Annotated in this window: 10 protein-coding genes and 1 pseudogene; 7 read left to right on the forward strand and 4 right to left on the reverse strand. The window is 63.8% G+C overall.

Features of this window, described 5'->3' with window-relative positions; all coding sequences use genetic code 11:
- Positions 1 to 37: 37 nt before the first annotated feature.
- The gene (locus ACLQ8T_RS13335) at positions 38 to 3556 is read right to left on the reverse strand and encodes a bifunctional proline dehydrogenase/L-glutamate gamma-semialdehyde dehydrogenase (RefSeq protein WP_413454899.1); all 3519 of its coding nucleotides are present in this window, start codon (positions 3554 to 3556) and stop codon (positions 38 to 40) included.
- A gap of 234 nt (positions 3557 to 3790) precedes the next feature.
- Between ACLQ8T_RS13335 and ACLQ8T_RS13340 the strand changes: the two genes are divergently transcribed.
- From ACLQ8T_RS13340 to ACLQ8T_RS13360, 5 genes are all read left to right on the forward strand, one after another.
- On the forward strand, positions 3791 to 4753 hold the full coding sequence (locus tag ACLQ8T_RS13340; RefSeq protein WP_413454900.1) for a LysR family transcriptional regulator: 963 nt from the start codon (positions 3791 to 3793) through the stop codon (positions 4751 to 4753).
- 136 nt (positions 4754 to 4889) lie between these two features.
- The gene (putP, locus tag ACLQ8T_RS13345) at positions 4890 to 6395 is read left to right on the forward strand and encodes a sodium/proline symporter PutP (RefSeq protein WP_204722874.1); all 1506 of its coding nucleotides are present in this window, start codon (positions 4890 to 4892) and stop codon (positions 6393 to 6395) included.
- Between the two features lie 171 nt (positions 6396 to 6566).
- Positions 6567 to 7970 (forward strand): NAD-dependent epimerase/dehydratase family protein, encoded by a 1404-nt coding sequence (locus tag ACLQ8T_RS13350; protein WP_413454901.1) that lies wholly within the window; start codon positions 6567 to 6569, stop codon positions 7968 to 7970.
- A 226-nt stretch (positions 7971 to 8196) separates the two neighbouring features.
- Entirely contained in the window at positions 8197 to 9822 is a 1626-nt protein-coding gene (locus ACLQ8T_RS13355; RefSeq protein ID WP_413454902.1) for a biotin carboxylase, read from the forward strand.
- Positions 9812 to 11047 carry a serine hydrolase domain-containing protein gene (locus ACLQ8T_RS13360; protein WP_413454903.1) on the forward strand — a complete coding sequence of 412 codons (1236 nt, stop codon included), beginning with the start codon at positions 9812 to 9814 and terminating at the stop codon, positions 11045 to 11047. Before ACLQ8T_RS13355 ends, ACLQ8T_RS13360 begins: the two co-directional genes overlap by 11 nt.
- 170 nt (positions 11048 to 11217) lie before the next feature.
- Here the strand turns inward: ACLQ8T_RS13360 and ACLQ8T_RS13365 are convergent, their stop codons facing one another.
- Positions 11218 to 13953, reverse strand: a complete 2736-nt coding sequence (locus ACLQ8T_RS13365) for an aminotransferase class I/II-fold pyridoxal phosphate-dependent enzyme (RefSeq protein WP_413454904.1) — start codon at positions 13951 to 13953, stop codon at positions 11218 to 11220.
- A 246-nt stretch (positions 13954 to 14199) separates the two neighbouring features.
- Positions 14200 to 14349 (reverse strand): hypothetical protein, encoded by a 150-nt coding sequence (locus ACLQ8T_RS13370; RefSeq protein ID WP_413454905.1) that lies wholly within the window; start codon positions 14347 to 14349, stop codon positions 14200 to 14202.
- Positions 14350 to 14456: 107 nt separating this feature from the next.
- Between ACLQ8T_RS13370 and ACLQ8T_RS13375 the strand changes: the two genes are divergently transcribed.
- The gene (locus tag ACLQ8T_RS13375) at positions 14457 to 14753 is read left to right on the forward strand and encodes a hypothetical protein (protein ID WP_413454906.1); all 297 of its coding nucleotides are present in this window, start codon (positions 14457 to 14459) and stop codon (positions 14751 to 14753) included.
- Positions 14754 to 14764: 11 nt separating this feature from the next.
- Positions 14765 to 15973 (forward strand): annotated as a pseudogene (locus ACLQ8T_RS13380) (amidohydrolase).
- A gap of 81 nt (positions 15974 to 16054) precedes the next feature.
- Here ACLQ8T_RS13380 and ACLQ8T_RS13385 read toward each other — a convergent pair.
- Complete coding sequence (locus ACLQ8T_RS13385) at positions 16055 to 16870, reverse strand: Cof-type HAD-IIB family hydrolase (protein ID WP_413454907.1); 816 nt, start codon at positions 16868 to 16870, stop codon at positions 16055 to 16057.
- Between the last annotated feature and the right edge of the window lie 2 nt (positions 16871 to 16872).

Here is a 16872-nt window from a genome sequence, read left to right on the forward strand (position 1 = left end):
CACCTGGATGCTGGCCACAGCCATATGTGCTTACTCGCTAGATCAACTCATCGCTGAGGTGATTAGGGGTGCCGAAGCGGTGCGCGGTAATGGATACCGCCTGCTCATGCAGGAACGGAAGCATCTCCACACGCCCGGCAGCGGTAACCGGAGAAGCATAGACGGCCACGTCCGGCTTGCCGTTAGTGGCCTCGGCAACCGCCTTCACCGAGCCGCCAATCAGGCGGATGCGGGCAGCGGAATCCGGGCCGGTCTTCGCAGCCAGCTTCGCCGCGCGGGCGGCGAAGGCCGCGGCATCCTCGCGCACCACGGTGACCGAGTTCTCGGCCAGCAAGTTGCGCACGCCTAGCGGCAGCGGCACATCAGCGGAGAAGAGGACGCGGGACCCTGCGGTGACGCCGGCGGCGATAACGCGCAGCGCCTCGGCCAGGCCGTGGCCGCTGGTGGCTTCCTCGAAGCGCACGGTCACATCGACCGGACGGTAGCGCAGGATGTTGCGTTCTGCGAGCAGGCCCGAGCGGTCCTTGGCCTGGTTGAACTCGTTGTTCCACCACAGCTTGTCGCTGGCCAGCGCGGAGCGCAGCCATTGCGCCTGCTCGGCTTCCAGTTCGGCGGTGTTCAGCAGGCGTTCGTCGAAGGCCGAGAGCGCCGCGCCCTGCTTGGCCGGGGCATCGGTCCACGAGCCCATGCCGACCAGGTAGTTCGGGCCGCCGGCTTTGGTGCCTGCGCCGATGGCCGACTTCTTCCAGCCGCCAAATGGCTGGCGCTGCACGATGGCGCCGGTGATGCCGCGGTTGGCGTAGATGTTGCCCGCCTGGATGTTCTCCAGCCAGTAGCCCATCTCCGCCGAATCCAGCGAGTGCAGGCCCGAGGTCAGTCCGTAGTCCACCTCGTTGACGATCTCTACCGCTTCTTCCAGCGTATCGGCGGTCATCACGCCGAGGATCGGGCCGAAGTATTCGGTCTTGTGGTATTCGCTGCCGCGGGCCACGCCATAGCGCACGCCCGGCGAGTAGAGCTTGCCCGAATCATCGAGCTGCTTCGGCTCGATAGCCCAGCGCTCCCCGGCGCCCAGGGTGGTCAAACCGCGCTTGAGCTTCTCGCCCGGTTCGCCGATCAGCGGGCCCATCTGCGATTCCGGATTCCACGGGTAGCCGACCTTCAGCGACTTCACCGCGTCGATCAGCTGGTTGTTGAAGCGGCGGGATTCTGCCACAGAGCCCACCAGCACCACCAGCGAGGCGGCCGAGCACTTCTGGCCGGCGTGGCCGAAAGCCGAGGCCACGACATCGCGGGCGGCCAGGTCAAGGTCCGCGTTCGGGGTGACGATGATGGCATTCTTCCCGGAGGTCTCGGCCAGCAGCGGCAGGTCCTTGCGGAAGGAGCGGAACAGCTCGGCGGTCTCGTAGCCGCCGGTGAGGATCAGGCGGTCAACGCGCTCATCGGCAACCAGCTGCTGGCCCAGCGAACGGTCGCCCACGAAGACCAGTTGCAGCACGTCCTTGGGCACACCGGCATCCCACAGGCACTGCACCATGACGGCGCCCACGCGGGCGGCCTGGGTGGCAGGCTTGATGATCACCGCGGACCCGGCAGCCAGCGCCGAGAGCGTGGAGCCGGCAGGGATCGCCATCGGGAAGTTCCATGGCGGGGTCACCACGGTCAGCTTCGAGGGGACGAACTTCGCGCCGTCCACGTCATCCAGTTCGCGGCCCAGTTCGGCATAGTAATGCGCGAAGTCGATGGCTTCGGAGACTTCCACATCGCCCTGGTCGATGGTCTTGCCGCATTCGGAGCCCAGCACCTCCAGCAGGGTGGCGCGGCGCTCCTCGAAGAGCAGGCCGGCGCGGTGCAGGATCTGCGCACGCTCGGCCGAGCCCAGCTGCTGCCAGCCGGCTGCCGCATCCACGCCCATGGCGATAGCCTCGTCGAGCTCGCCGGCGCTATTCAGCGTATTGCCCTTCACCAGGTCCTTGCCCAGCGGCGAGTCCTGCATCTTGGACAGGATCTCGCGTCCCCAGGCACGGTTCTGCGCCAGATCCGGGTCGGTATCAGGGGTGTTGAAGAATTTGGTGGTGCCGTCGGCGAAACCTGCCACGCGGGCGCCCAGCTCAGGGTCCTGGACCTGGCGGTTCTGCACGCGGTGCGGGGCGGGAACCACATTGGTCATGGTTTCCAGCGACGCGAGGAAGCGGTTCTTCTCGCGTTCGAACAATTCCTCGTTCTTGGCCAGCTCGAAGACTGCCGACATGAAGTTTTCCTGGCTGGCGCCTTCTTCGAGGCGGCGGATCAGGTAGGCGATGGCCACGTCGAATTCCTGCGGATGCACCACCGGGGTGTAGAGCAGAAGCGAGCCAACTTCCTTGCGCACCGCTTCGGCCTGGCCGGTGGCCATGCCCAGCAGCATTTCGAACTCGATGCCATCGGTGACGTTGCGCGACTTGGCCAGCAGCCAGGCCAGGGCGACATCGAAGAGGTTGTGCCCGGCAATGCCGATGCGGATATTCTCCACATGTTCCGGGCGCAGTGCGTATTCCAGCACCGACTTGTAGCTGGTGTCGGAGTCCTGCTTGGTGTGCCAGGTGGCCAGCGGCCAGCCGTGGATGTCCGCTTCCATGGTTTCCATGGGCAGGTTGGCGCCCTTGACCACGCGGACCTTGATTGGCGCGCCGCCGTCGGCCACGCGGGCCGCGGAGAATTCCTGCAGCTGGATCATCGCGCCCAGGGCATCGGGCAGATAGGCCTGCAGCACGATGCCGGCTGGCAGCTCCTTGAACTCCGGCTTGGACAGGATCTTGGTGAAGACCGCGATGGTCAGCTCCAGGTCCTTGTACTCTTCCATGTCCAGGTTGATGAACTTCTTCTTCGGGCTGCTGGCAGCCAGCTGGTACAGCGGCTGCAGCTTTTGAACGATGTGCTCCACTGCTTCGTCGAAGGCCCAGTGGTTGTGCGGGGCGACGGTGGAGGAAACCTTGATCGAGACGTAGTCCACGTCATCGCGTTCAAGCAGCTTGGTGGTGCCATCCAGCCGGCGGGCGGCTTCGCCTTCGCCGAGGATGGCCTCGCCGAGCAGGTTGACGTTCAGGTGCACGCCCTCGCGCTTGATCTTGGAGATCGCGCCGCCGAGCTTGGCGTCGGAGGCGTCGATGATCAGGTGGCCCACCATTTCGCGCAGGACCCTGCGGGCGATGGGGACAACTACCTGCGGCATAACCGGGGCCAGGGCGCCGCCGACGGCGACGGCCTTGCGCATATACCAGGGCAGGAAGCCTGGAACCATGGGGGCCAGCTGCTTGAGGTTGGCCGCCGCGACCTTCAGGTCTTCGGGGCGGATCACGCCATCGACGAAGCCCACGGTGAAGTCCAGGCCCTTGGGATCCTTGAGCACGCCGGCCAGGCGGGCGGCGGCGGCATCCACCGGGTAGTCGGAGGCTTCGGTGAGCCAGCGGCGCACCAGCTTGATGACGTCGTCAGCAAGTTCGGCCGGCGAGGTGAGCGGGTTCCCGTCGGCATCTAGTGCGGCTGGCACTGCCTGCTGGGTATGGGTGAAAGACACTGGTGGTCCCTTCGATGCAATTCGTACTTGTGGTTCGGCACCGAACGCTGATGTCGTTATGGCTTTTCCCGGCGTTTGGCCGTTGCCGGCGGAGCGCAAGAAAAAGCTGTGTGCAAGATCGAGTATGAACCCTTATTGTCTTAAGCAAAAGTGAACAAAGCTGAAGATAATCGTTCGGTTTTGCCAAAGTATCCGGGCTCGGTGAGTCCGCATTAACTGAATGGCGGGAAAACCTTGCTTGAACTGAGAAGATTGCGCCTGCTTCGCGAGCTGCATATCCGCGGAACCATTGCCGAGGTGGCCGATGCGCTGAGCTACTCGCCCTCCTCGGTGTCGCAGCAGCTGAGCCAGCTGGAAGCGGAAACCGGGGTGGAGCTCCTGCGGCGCACAGGGCGCACGCTCAAGCTCACCCCGCAGGCACAGATCCTGGTGGCCCACACCGAAGAGCTGCTCGACTCGATGGAACGTGCCGAAGCCGATTTGTCCTCGGCCATGTCCACGGTGTCAGGCACCGTCAGGCTGGCAGTTTTCCAGACCGCCATGCTGCGTCTCATGCCGCCGGTGCTGCGCGAGCTGCGCACCAAGCACCCGAACCTGCGGGTGGAAATGAGCCAGCAGGAACCAGCCGATGCGTTGAATGAAACCAGCAGCCGCAACTTCGATCTGGTGGTCGCCGAGCAGTACTCGGGGCACTCGGCGCCGCACTACGACAACCTCGACCGGCGTGTTCTGACTCACGATCCGATCCGCCTGGCCCTGCCGGCGCGAGGCGGAGCCGGGAACGCCGAATTCGACCGGGTGCACCACCTGGAGCATGCCCTTTCCCTGCCCTGGGTGGTCGAGCCCGACGGGGCCGCCAGCCGGCACTGGGCACTGCAGGCCTGCCGGCTGGCCGGGTTCGAGCCTGACCTGCGCTACGAAACCGCTGATTTGCAGGCTCACGTGCAGCTTGTCGCCTCAGGCAATGCCGTGGCGATGCTCCCGGAACTGGTGCTGCGCGACCAGCGCCACGCGCTGCGCACGGTAGATCTTCCCGGCGCTCCCGAGCGCACGATCTTCACCGCCATGCGGCATTCTTCCGTCCAGTCCCCGGCCATCCGCGCGGTACGCAAATCGCTGCATGCGCAGCCCGGAATGAGTGATGCAAGCAACTCGGCGATTTTGGCTACACCTGCAGACTTCGATACGGTCGACTAGATGACAGATAGATCACAGACCGAATGACACCCGGCGACAAACCCGGGAAATAGTGCCATAGTGGTGACTCGCACCACAGAAATCCGCGCCTTTGGCGGCTGGGAATAGCCGCGGGCACAAACGGTAATGAGGAAAAATGTCCGACCAGACTTTCCAGATGATTGCGATCGCAATTTACATGGCCGCGATGCTTGGCATCGGCTACATTGCATATCGCCGCACCAACAACATTGACGACTACATGCTGGCCGACCGCGGCCTGAAGCCCTGGGTTGCCGCCCTGTCCGCCGGCGCCTCCGACATGTCAGGCTGGCTGCTCATGGGCCTGCCCGGCGCCATCTACCTCGGCGGCCTGCACGAGTCGTGGATCGGCATCGGCCTGCTCATCGGCGCCTGGCTGAACTGGAAGTTCGTCGCCCCACGCCTGCGCTCCTACACCGCAATCGCGCAGAACGCCATCACCATCCCGAGCTTCTTCGAAAAGCGCCTGAAGGACAAGGCGCACCTGCTGCGCATCGGCTCCTCGCTGATCATCCTGGTGTTCTTCACCTTCTATGTCTCCTCGGGCATGGTGGCCGCAGGCAAGTTCTTCCAGGCATCCTTCGGCTGGCAGTACCTTGCGGGCATGATCTTCGTCGCAGTCATCACCCTGCTCTACACCCTGTTCGGCGGCTTCCTCGGAGCTTCGCTGACCGATATGGTCCAGGGCGTGCTGATGTTCGCGGCGCTGATTGCCGTGCCAATCGTGGCAGTCATCCAGATCGGCAGCATCGGGGACATCACCTCGAAGGTCACCGAAGTCAATCCCGAAGCCTTCAACCTGTTCTCCTCCTTCAATGACAACGGTGCGATCCTTGCCACCGTGGCCATCTTCTCCACCGCTGCCTGGGGCCTGGGCTATTTCGGCCAGCCGCACATCATCGTGCGCTTCATGGCGCTGCGCACCCCCGCCGAGGCCAAGACCGCACGACGCATCGGCATCGGCTGGATGTTCCTGACCACCCTGGGCGCCGTGGCCACCGCGTTCATCGGCGTCGCCTACTTTGCCAAGGAGCCGCTGGATGAGGCCAGCAGCGAGACCGTCTTCCTGCTGCTCAGCCAGATCTTCTTCCACCCGCTGATCGCCGGCCTGGTGCTGGCAGCGGTGCTCGCAGCCATCATGTCCACCATGTCCTCGCAGCTGATCGTCTGCTCCTCGGCACTGGTGGAGGACCTCTACAACATCACCGGCCGCAAGACCTCGCCGAAGGCCCTGGTCAACCTGGGCCGCGCCTGCGTACTCCTAGTGGCCATCATCGCGGCCCTGCTGGCGCTGGACCCTGGCTCGTCCATTCTCAAGCTGGTCTCCTTCGCGTGGGCGGGCTTCGGCGCCGCCTTCGGCCCGGTCGTCCTGCTGGCCCTGTACTGGCGCAAGCTGACCGCCGTAGGCGGTTTCGCCGGCATGGTCACTGGCGCCGTCGTGGTCTTCATCTGGGGCAACGTCAAGCCGCTGTCCGCGGCCATGTACGAGATCGTCCCGGGCTTCCTCGCCGCCCTGGTGGTCGCATGGCTGGTCTCGAAGGCCACCTACCGCCCGAACGCGGAGATCGAAGCCGAGTTCACCGAAATGGAACAGGAAGTCGGCGCGAAGGTCACCGCCTAGCCGGCATCCCGGTGCAAAGCTCCCCTGGTCTTCTGGGCCAGGGGAGCTTTCCCGTTGCAGGGCCCGGTGTAACAGTTCGGCCTGGCTTTCAGCTCCTGCCAGCCGAAGCGCACAGGGCACAGTAGCCTAGAGCTATGCCCGAGTAACCGAGCTGGAAGGAACGATTCCAAGATGAGCACCACGAGCAAGTTCACGCACTGGCAGCGCACTGAGTCGCAATTCCTGGCCGCTGACCCGCAAGCCGTCTACTCGATCGTGGGCAACCTGTCGCAGACCGGGCAGTGGATGAAGAGCTTCGACGGCTTCATCGTGCACGATGACCAGCGCGGGGTGGGCACGAAGGTCGACCTGCTGCCGCCGGGCAAGCTCTTCGGCCCATTGCACCGCAGCACCGCCCCGTCGGGTTCCATCACCCGGCGCAACCTGGACACCCTGATGGTGGAATTCACCCAGCCGCAGCCCGCCGGCGAGATGGTCTTGCGCTGGCAGGTCGAGCCGCTTGAGCACGGCTGCGTGCTGCGCTTCACCGTTGAGCTCAATGGCCCGGGCACCACCGCCTTCAAATTCACCGTGGCCAACGCGTTGTGCAAGGACTTCGCCATCGCCGCGGCCCGCCTCTACCGGATCATCGCCCCGAGCGCGCACCGCAAGCGCGATGCCCAGGTGGTCATCTCCGGCGGACGCGGATTCCTCGGCCGCAATCTGGTCGCGGACCTGGTCTGCCGCGGACTCTCGGTTTCGGTGCTGACGCGCAACCCCGAGGATGGTTTCCCTGCCGAGCAGTACAGCTGGGACGGAGTCCACCAGGGTGCCTGGGCCAATGTGCTGGCCAGCAAGAATCCGGTGCACCTGGTCAACCTGGCCGGCGAGCGCGTCGACAAGCGCAACACCCCGGAAAACTTGGCGGCGCTCACCGGTTCGCGCGTGGCCTCCACCCAGACCTTGGCCGAAGCCGCTGCGACGGCACCGAAGCTTGCCACCTGGATCCAGGCCAGCACCACCGCGATCTTCGGCGATGCCGGCGAAGAGGAGCTGACCGAATCCAGCCCGGTCCCCACCGACCAGCGCGCCCTGCCGGAAATGACCGGAGTCGCCTCCGCCTGGGAACAGGCCTTCACCGAGGCCGAGGTCAATGCCGAGCAGCGCTACCTGCTGCGCACTTCAATGGTGATGCACCCCGACGCTCCGCTGCTCGGCCCGCTGAACCTGCTGGTGAATACCGGCCTGGGCGGTCCGATGGGCGATGGCAAGCAGTGGTTCAGCTGGATCGGGCTGGAAGACTGGTTGCGCCTGATCCGCCGCCTGCTCGGCTTCGAGGAGCCGGCCATCCCTGCCGGCCTGGTGCATGCAGCCTGCCCGAAACCGCTGCGCAATGCCGAGGTCATGGCAGCCTTGCGCTCCATCGCTGGGTTGCCTGGCCTGCCCACCGGTTCGGTGCTTCCGAAGGTCGGCGCCGCAGTCATGGGCTCCAACGCCCGGGTCGCGTTGACCGGACGCAAGGTCACCAGCGAAGTCCTGCAGCAGGCAGGATTCGAGTTCCAGCAGCTGGATTTCGCGGCCACGGTATCCAGCTAGCGTCCGTGCGCTGCTGCAATGGGGAGTGATCTTCACCGCGCATTGATCCCGCGCCCGCCGTTGCATGCCAAGTCACAAGCTGCAACAGCGGGTGCTGGCGCAATGTTCACCACCCGTTAAGCAGAACGTGTGCCGGTGCTTGCAAAGAGCCCTGAGCATGAAACTGTCACGCATTGCGCCGTGCCATTGCCCTACTTCGGACAGTTTCAAAGGACATCTCCACATCATGGCCAACATTCTTGAAGCCCACGCCCCGGCTTCTCGCCACCGCATGCCCAAACCCAGCGATCTCGACAAGCTGCGCCACAAGGCACGCACCGTCACCGATCAGCTCAGCGCCAACGTCGCGGTCGACGCGGCCTACAACGAGTCCGAACCGGAAAATCTCCCGGCCAAGGTCCTGCGCATGGACCGCAAGCTGAAGAACATGAGCGAAGTCCGCCATTTCTTCCGCACCAACACCACCCCGATCTTCTTCCTCGGCGCCACCCCGGTCAACCTGCTGGGCCTTGACCGCTGGGTCCGCAAGTTCAGCTACATCACCTACTACGACGGCTGGGATGGCCATCACCCGCGGGTCTTCACCCCCGCCGAGAAGCCCTATGTCGATTTCCAGAGCGCCGAAGAGATCAACAACTGGCTGCTGGAGAACTCCGAAGTCCGCGAATACATCGATTCCCAGTGCACCCCGGGCGGTCCACGGCCGAAGATCGCGATGGTCTTCTTCGACGAGGAAACCGAAGCGATCTGCGAGGAGCTGGGCTACGACCTGATCCTGCCTTCGGCGGCACTGCGCATCGAACTGGATTCCAAGATCGTCACCACCAAGCTGGGCAATGCGGCCGGCGCCCCATCGGTGCCCAACGTGCTGGGCACCGCCGATAGCTACGAGGAGCTCATGGTACTGGCCGAGGAAGCCGGCCTGGGCGATGACCTGGTGGTGCAAACCCCCTACGGCGATTCGGGCAAGACGACCTTCTTCATCGATTCCAAGGCGCAGTTCAAGCAGCACTCCAAGAACATCATCGGCGAGCAGCTGAAGATCATGAAGCGCATCAACAACCAGCCGGTGGCCGTCGAAGCGGTGCTGACCGAATGCGGCACCGTGGTCGGTCCGATCCTGACCGAACTGGCAGGATACAAGGAGCTGACCCCGTACAAGGGCGGCTGGTGCGGCAACGAGATGCACCCGGATGTAGTCACCGACTCCCAGCGCTCGCGCGCCATCGACCTGGTGCGCAAGGTCGGCAACGGCCTGAAGGACACCGGCTACCGCGGCTTCTTCGAGGTGGACGTGCTGGTGGACACCGACACCGACGAGGTGTACCTCGGCGAGCTGAACCCACGCATCTCAGGAGCCAGCGCCATCACCAACGTCACCGCCGGAGCCTACGCCGATGTTCCACTGTTCCTCTTCCACCTGCTCGAATACCTCGACGTGGACTTCGAACTGGATGTCGACGAGATCAACGCCCGGTGGGAAGAGATGAGCGGGGCAGATGTGTGGAGCCACATGATCATCAAGGAAACCGATGACATCCTGCAGTACATCACCCACGCGCCGCGCACCGGAAACTACTACCTCGACTCGCGCGGCAAGCTGCAGTTTTCCCGTTCCGCCTTGGACTGGCACCAGCTGCAGACCCACAAGGAAGCATTCTTCCTGCGCATCTACGGCGTTGAGGATTACCGATGGAAGGGAGCCGATCTTGGGGTCCTGGTCACCAAGTCCAAGCTGCAGTACGAAGGCAAGAAGAAAACCAAGCTCAGCATCGATGCCAAGCACTTCATCTCCTGCATCCGATCCCAGTACAAGGGAATTGACGTTCCGCCATCAGAGCATGGCAACTGAAGCGACTGATGCCGTCGGGGAGATGGCGGCTAACCTCGCAGGTCCTCCCAGCAAGGCGCTGAACATCGCCACCTGGCAGTACCCGCAGAACATCAAGCGCTCTTTCCAGAACATCGCCCGGATCCATCCCACCGTGAAGGTTTCGCGCGGAGACGGCCCGATCGTCAGGTTGCACCTGGCCGAGGAGAAGCTGGGCAAGCTGGAAGTTGCCAAAGCTAGCATTACCGACCCTGCACTGACCGTGCGCGGGGTAATGCACGCGACGAATACCGATGCCGTGCTGGTCATGCACAATGGGCGGATCCTCTGGGAGAAGTACTACAACACCATGACCTCGTTGACCGATCATCTGCTGATGTCGGTCAGCAAAACCCTGGTGGGCTCCCTGGCCGGTGCGCTGGTGGATGCCGGAAAGCTCGATACCGAGCAGACGGTGACCACCTACGTGCCGGCCTTGGAGCGCAGCGGCTATGCCGGCGCCCGCGTGCGCGACCTGCTGGATATGCGTTCGGGGATCAGGTTTTCCGAGGAATACCTGGATCCGCAGGCCGAAGTGCGCCAGCTGGAAGAAGCCATCGGCTGGGCGCCGCAGCGTGGCGGCATCGGCCCGATCGGGATGTACGAGTTCCTGCTGACCCTGAAGGCCAAGGGACCGCACGGCTCGGTGTTCGAATACCGTTCCTGCGAAACAGATGCCCTCGGCTGGGTGCTGGAAGCCGCCGGCGGCGCCCCGATGCAGGAACTGCTGTCGGACTTTGTGTGGTCGAAGCTCGGAGCCCAGCAAGACCTGGTGATGGGTGTTGACCAGTTCGGCACCGGGATGTTCGATGGCGGATTCAACGCCTGCCTGCGCGATTTGGCGCGGTTCGGCCATCTCTATGTCAATGGCGGGCGGGCGCTGACCGGCAAGCAGGTGCTCTCCGAGGAATGGATTGCCGATACCTTCATCGATGATCCCGCGCTGGTCCAGGCATTTGCCCAATCGCCGGGCGATAACATGATGCCCGGCGGGCACTACCGGAACCAGATCTGGTTCCCGAACCCTGCCACCGGGGCCGCAGTGGCCCTGGGCATCCATGGCCAGATGATCTACATGGATCCGGCGACGAAGCTGGTCGCGGTCAAGCTCTCCAGCTGGCCGCTGCCGCAGGATGCTTCCAAGCTGTTCCCGACCATTCGCGCGTTCGAGGCGATCTCGGCGCATCTGGCGGAACGGAAAATATAGCCTCCAGGCCACTGGCCAAGGCCTTGGTTTGCGTATCGTGCGCGAACCAGGGCCTAGGACGTTGCGCCGGCGGCCATCCAGCGCTCCAGTCCCTGCACAACTGATGCGCGAATCCGCCCGGCAAAACCGGGCGGATTCGCACTGTGTTCAGCTCAAGCCGCTCTGCACGCTCAGGACTGCTGCGCCGCAACCTGTTCCAGGGCTTCGCAGGTGAACACCTGGTAGCCCAAGTCCTGGTGGTAGCCGTGGATCTCGCGGGTATCGAGCCCGTCCATGTAGTCCAAGATGCCCGAAGTGATCTCCTGCCCCGGAACCAGCACCGGGAAGCCCGGCGGGTACGGGGTGACGAACACCGCCGAGACCACGCGGTCCCCCGCCAGCAGCTGGGTACGGATCTGCGCCGAGGACAGGAAATGCGTCGCCGGATCCTGGTAAGTCAGGTAGTAGGCCGAGCGCATGTCGCCGCTTCCGCCGCCCCCGGAGAATTCAGGAGCGAAGGCGCTGAAGTCCGGCAGTGGAATCTCTTCGGCCGCAGGCTTCTTCCCCAGCGCCAGCACGCGGCCATCCAGCCGGCGCTTGCGGTCCAGTTCCTCGGCGATCTTCACCAGCACCTCGATCAGGTGCGCCACTGCGGAACGCGTGGTGCCGATATTGGTCATCAGCAGCACCGAGGTGCGGCTGGTCTTGTTGACCTGGATCGAGTGCCCATCCATCAGGTACTCGTGCTTGAAGGTGTCCCCGTCCACGCCGGTGCGGCTGATGTCCAGGGTCAAGCGCGAGGGGTCCACCACGAACTCGTCTGCCGCCCAGGCTTCGTCCCAAGCCGCCAGGCCGTCGCGCACCGGGTTCTGCGTCGCGGACTGACGGTACTTCTGCGGAATCAGATCCGTCGAGTGCAGGATCTTGAAATACTTGCCCAGCAGCTCGTTGCGCGCCATGGCCCGCGAAATCGACTGCGCCAAATCGACCTGTCGCTGCACCAGCGCATAGCCTTCCAGCTCGGCCTGCCGGCGGCCGATATCCAGCGAGGCAAGGATCTGGTAGTTCGGCGAGGTGGAGGTGTGGGTCATGTAGGCCTCGCGGAAGGCGTTGAGGTTGCGCACCGCGAAATCCTGGTCATAGATGTGGATCATCGAGCCCTGGCGCAAGGAGGTCAGGGTCTTGTGCGTGGACTGGGTGGAGTACACGCGCAGGCGGACCTGCTCCGGATCCGGAATCAACCGGGTGTCCAGCCAGGCCTGGTCGTTCTCCGGGTGCACAATGGTGCCGGGTTCCGGCAGCGCAACCTGCTGCGCGGCGTAGCGCTCGCGATATTCGGCGCTGTCCAGTTCTGCTTCCAGCACCCCAGCCACGGTCATCGCGGTGCGCCGTCGGTACACCGGGTGGAACCCGGCGAAGGCGAACCAGGCCTCGTCCCAGAGGAATACCAAATCGGGTTTGATCGCCAGGCATTCTTCCATCACCCGGCGCGGGTCATAGATGATCCCGTCGAAGGTGCAGTTGGTCAGCGTCAGCATCTTGACCTTGTGCAGCAGCCCCTCGCGGCGCAGCTGCAGCAGCCGTCCCTTGATCTCCTCCAGCGGCACCGCACCGTACATCGAGTGCTCGTTGAGCGGGTAGGCCTCTAGGTAGCTGACGTTCGCCCCGGCAAGCACCAGTGAGTAGTGGTGGGACTTGTGGCAGTTGCGGTCCACCAGCACGATGTCCCCCGGCGCGAGGATCGACTGGTGCACGATCTTGTTCGCCGTCGAGGTGCCGTTGGTGACAAAGTAGGTGCGGTGGCTGCCGAAGGCGCGGGCCGCCAGCTCGTGGGCCTTCTTGATGGAACTCTGCGGATCCAAGAGGGAATCGAGCCCACCGGAGGTAGCCGAGGTTTCTGCCAGCAGCAGGTTCTTGCCGTAGAAGTCCACCAGGTCCCGTGCCCACGGGGAGTTCTGCACCGATCCGGCACGGGAAATCGGCATGGCATGGAAGACTCCACCGGGCCGTTTGGCGTACTTTTGCAGGGCATTGAAGAACGGGGTCTGGTACCGTTCGAGCACTTCCGAGACAATCGACAGGTGCAGGTCCATCCGGTCGTTACGCGAGAAGATCCTGCGGAAGCGCCCGGTGATTTCGTGGGCGATGGATTCCAACGCAACTCCCGCGATCAGGTACACCGGAACTTCGGGCCGCAACTGGTCAAGGATGTTTTCCAAATCCAGCAGGCCGCGGATCTGCTTGGTGGATTGGAAGTAGCCCTCCATCCGCCGGGCAATGAAATTCTTGAGCGTCGAGGAGAGCCGGCGGCGCGTGCAGACATCAAAGCGGGCAGTCAGCACGACCGCCTGGATGCCGGGATTGATCAGGATCGCGGCCAAGGCGTCTTCCACGCTGGGCACCACCACAAAGTTGTAGTGGAAAGGATCGGTATGCTGGCGCTGTTCGGCGATTTCGTCCTTGAAACGCTCAATTTCTTCCGCAGGCCCATTGTCCACCAGCAGGATTTCCACCATCGGGACCTGTGCCTTGCCGTGGCCCGGTGCGACATTGCCCAGCTGGGCCGGATCCGCTTCCGCCCCTTCATGGCTGTCCATGTCCACATATTGGGTCTGGTTCCTGAAGGTATGGTTCGCTTGGTAGACCAGCTTCATGGCATCTTCATACTGCCCGCCGGACATGAGCCGTGAAACCTCGTTGAAGTAGTCGATGCCGGGATTCGCCCAGTACGGTTCGATGGCTGCCAGTAGCCCCATCAACCGGCCGGCTTCCAGCTCATGTTCTGTGCGGCGTTCTTCCTCCTGGTATTCAGAAGAAATCTCGCTGAGTACATAACCCAAGTGCTCCCACGCATCCTTGCGCTTGCGCCACGCGCTTTCGGGCGTCGCCGTTCCTTGGTTCGTCCCGTAGGTCAACCTCTTGCTCACGGTTGCCGGTCTTCCTTTCGCCCCTGCAGAGTTAACTGGTTGTTAACCGCGCGAGAACAGCTGCCCCGCTCGGTATCGTGAGACTATGCCACTTCCGGGACCGTTTCGAACCGTTTCGGCGATATTACGCATTATTTTCGTCATTCGATGAAGTGTTCACCCAGCGTTTGCCGCAGGTGGAATGAACCGGAAGCAAGAGCCAGAAACCGGTGAATTATCGCTGAATTCTTTTGCGTTGCCCGCCGCTCAGGATTCCGCGGGCTGCCCGCCGCGCTTGCGCGCCCCGAGCACCATCGAGGTGCGCAGCTGGACCATTTCACCCCAGTTGGTCTTGGCAATGAATTCATAGAGATCCCGCTGGGTCGGCACGGTGACATCGACCAGCAAACTGGGCATCACCGGCCACCGCTGCAACGTATCTGACCTGCGGCAATCCAGCGAGCAGGGTTCCCAGCGCATCCACATCGGCCGGGGAGACCTGGACCCAGAGCAGCGCTTCGACCTTGAACCCCATCAGTGCCGGGTCAACCAGCGCGCGGATGCTGATGTGCTCGCCGCGCAGCAGCCACCTGTACATCCTGCCGTCGCTGATGGGCGCGGTCCTGGTCCAGAGCATCGTAGCCATGAAGTCGCTGCGTCCCACCGTCATCGCCCTGGCGCTGGCTCTGGTCATGAACTTCGTGGTGGTTCCGGCGGCGCCTGCCACGGGCATGTTCGCCACCGCCACCGTGGTCATCAGCTCCATCATCTTCTCCTGGGTCCTGCGCGACCGCAAGAAAATCCACACTTCAGAAAGCTAGAGGATCATCGCATGCTGAACACCTACGGACTCACCGACGCCGAAACCCAGGCCCTGCACGAGGACTATCTGCACCTGCACCGCGACCCGGAGCTGTCCATGCAGGAGCACAACACCGCTGCGTTCATCGAATCCAAGCTCAGCGGACTGGGCATCGAGCACTTCCGCTGCGGCGGCACCGGCGTGGTGGGCATCCTGCGCAACGGCGAGGGCCCGGTGGTGGCCTTCCGCGCCGATAGCGACGGCCTGCCGATTGCCGAGGACACCAAGGCGGAGTACGCCTCCACCGCCAAGGGCTTTTTGGCAGATGGCACCGAGGTCCCGGTGATGCACGGCTGCGGCCACGACACCCATGTGGCCAGCGCCCTGGGCGCGGCCCGGGTGCTGGTGCGCGGCACCGATGAGTGGGCTGGCACCGTGGTGTTCATCTTCCAGCCCGGCGAGGAAACCAGCGCGGGATCCGCCGCAATGCTCGCCGACGGCCTGTGGGATCGGGCACCGCGGCCAACCGCGGTCCTCGGCCAGCACGTACTCCCCTTTGCCACCGGGACCATCCATATCACCCCGGAATCGGCGATGGCCATGGCCAACTCGCTGGAGGTCACCCTCTACGGCAAGCAGGCCCACGGTTCCCAGCCGCAGGATTCCATCGACCCGATTGTGCTCGGAGCCAATATCATCACCCGGCTCCAGACCATCACCTCGCGCGAGCTGCTTCCGCTGGATTCGGCCGTGGTCACCTGCGGCTCCTTCCACGCGGGCCTGAAGGAAAACATCATCCCCGACACCGCGGTATTCACGCTGAACATCCGCACGCTCACCGAGCCGGTGTGCGAGAAGGTCCTGGAAGCAGTCACCCGGATCATCAATGCCGAAGCGGACGCCTCGGGAGCACCGCAGCCGAAGATCGTACAGCTCTACACCTTCCCGCGGCTGTACAACGACCCGGAGCACACCGGCAAAGTCGTCGGCGCGCTGCGCCAGGAGTTCGGCGAGGAGAAGGTCCGCCTGGTGCCGCCGCTGATGGGATCCGAGAACTTCGGTTCGCTGGGCGATGCCATCGGCGTGCCGAATGTGTTCTGAATGTTCGGCGGCGCCGACCCGCAGGACCCGGCACCGGCAGGCAACCACTCCCCGTTCTTCCTGCCTGGGTACCGTGGAGCGTTGGATTCCGGCGTGAGCGCAGCCTTGGCCGGAATACGCCATTATCTCGGCGCCTAACTAGCCAACAAGAGCGCGAAGCGCCTGGGTGAAGGAAAATTTCCTTCACCCAGGCCCTGAGCTGTTTCAGCTCCCGGCGTGTCAGAGCAGGGCGCGCCCGTCGAGGTAGGCGCCGAGCACCTGCAGCACGCCGTGCTCAAGGTTGGACGGCGCAGTGAAATTCGCGGCTTCTGCCACCACGGGATGGGCATTGGCCATCGCAAAAGAGTAGGTGGCGGCCTTGATCATTTCCAGGTCGTTGGGGTAGTCGCCGAAAACTGCTGTTTCATCGGCGCTGATTCCCAGCTTCTCCTGCAGCGCATTCAGGGCCAAGCCCTTGTGCACGCCGTGGTTCATGGCATCCACCCAGTGGCTGCCGGAGATCACCACCTGCAGCGGCACCTGCAGCGCTGCCGCCATTTCCTGCACGGCGCCGGTGCCGACGTTGACGGCCATCTTGATGATCGAGTCCGCGACCAAAGCCAGGTCATCCACCACCTGCACTGCACGGTAATACGGGGCAATGGCTGCGGCGAACGCTTCATCGGCGCGCTCAACATAGGCGGTGCGGCGTCCGCACAGCACCAATCCGGCATCGAGCGCAGATTGCGCGCGGACGGCCTGGATGACCGCGTCAACCGAGGACTTGCCGATGATGTTGGAGTAGATCTCGTTCTCGCCATGCATCACGACAGTGCCGTTCTCGGCAATGATCGCGATCTCGCCCAAGGGGGCGAACTGCTCGCGCAGGGTGGCGAACTGGCGCCCGGAAGCCGGCACGAACTTGATGCCGCGTTCCTGGAGCCGGTCGATGAGCGCCCAGGATGCCTCCGGGATTTGACCCTCGCCGTCCAGGAAGGTGCCGTCCATGTCGACGGCGACGAGCTTGATCTGGGCGTTCGGGTCTATCGTATGCATAG

It is taken from the genome of Glutamicibacter sp. FR1 (assembly GCF_047300825.1).
GTDB lineage: Bacteria > Actinomycetota > Actinomycetes > Actinomycetales > Micrococcaceae > Glutamicibacter > Glutamicibacter nicotianae.

What these genes read in the sequence shown, in the direction of transcription:
- ACLQ8T_RS13355 (WP_413454902.1), top strand. Translation starts at nt 8,197, where the DNA reads ATGGCCAACATTCTTGAAGCCCACGCCCCGGCTTCTCGCCACCGCATG.
- putP (WP_204722874.1), top strand. Translation starts at nt 4,890, where the DNA reads ATGTCCGACCAGACTTTCCAGATGATTGCGATCGCAATTTACATGGCC.
- ACLQ8T_RS13370 (WP_413454905.1), bottom strand. Translation starts at nt 14,349, where the DNA reads ATGCCCAGTTTGCTGGTCGATGTCACCGTGCCGACCCAGCGGGATCTC.
- ACLQ8T_RS13385 (WP_413454907.1), bottom strand. Translation starts at nt 16,870, where the DNA reads ATGCATACGATAGACCCGAACGCCCAGATCAAGCTCGTCGCCGTCGAC.
- ACLQ8T_RS13350 (WP_413454901.1), top strand. Translation starts at nt 6,567, where the DNA reads ATGAGCACCACGAGCAAGTTCACGCACTGGCAGCGCACTGAGTCGCAA.
- ACLQ8T_RS13360 (WP_413454903.1), top strand. Translation starts at nt 9,812, where the DNA reads ATGGCAACTGAAGCGACTGATGCCGTCGGGGAGATGGCGGCTAACCTC.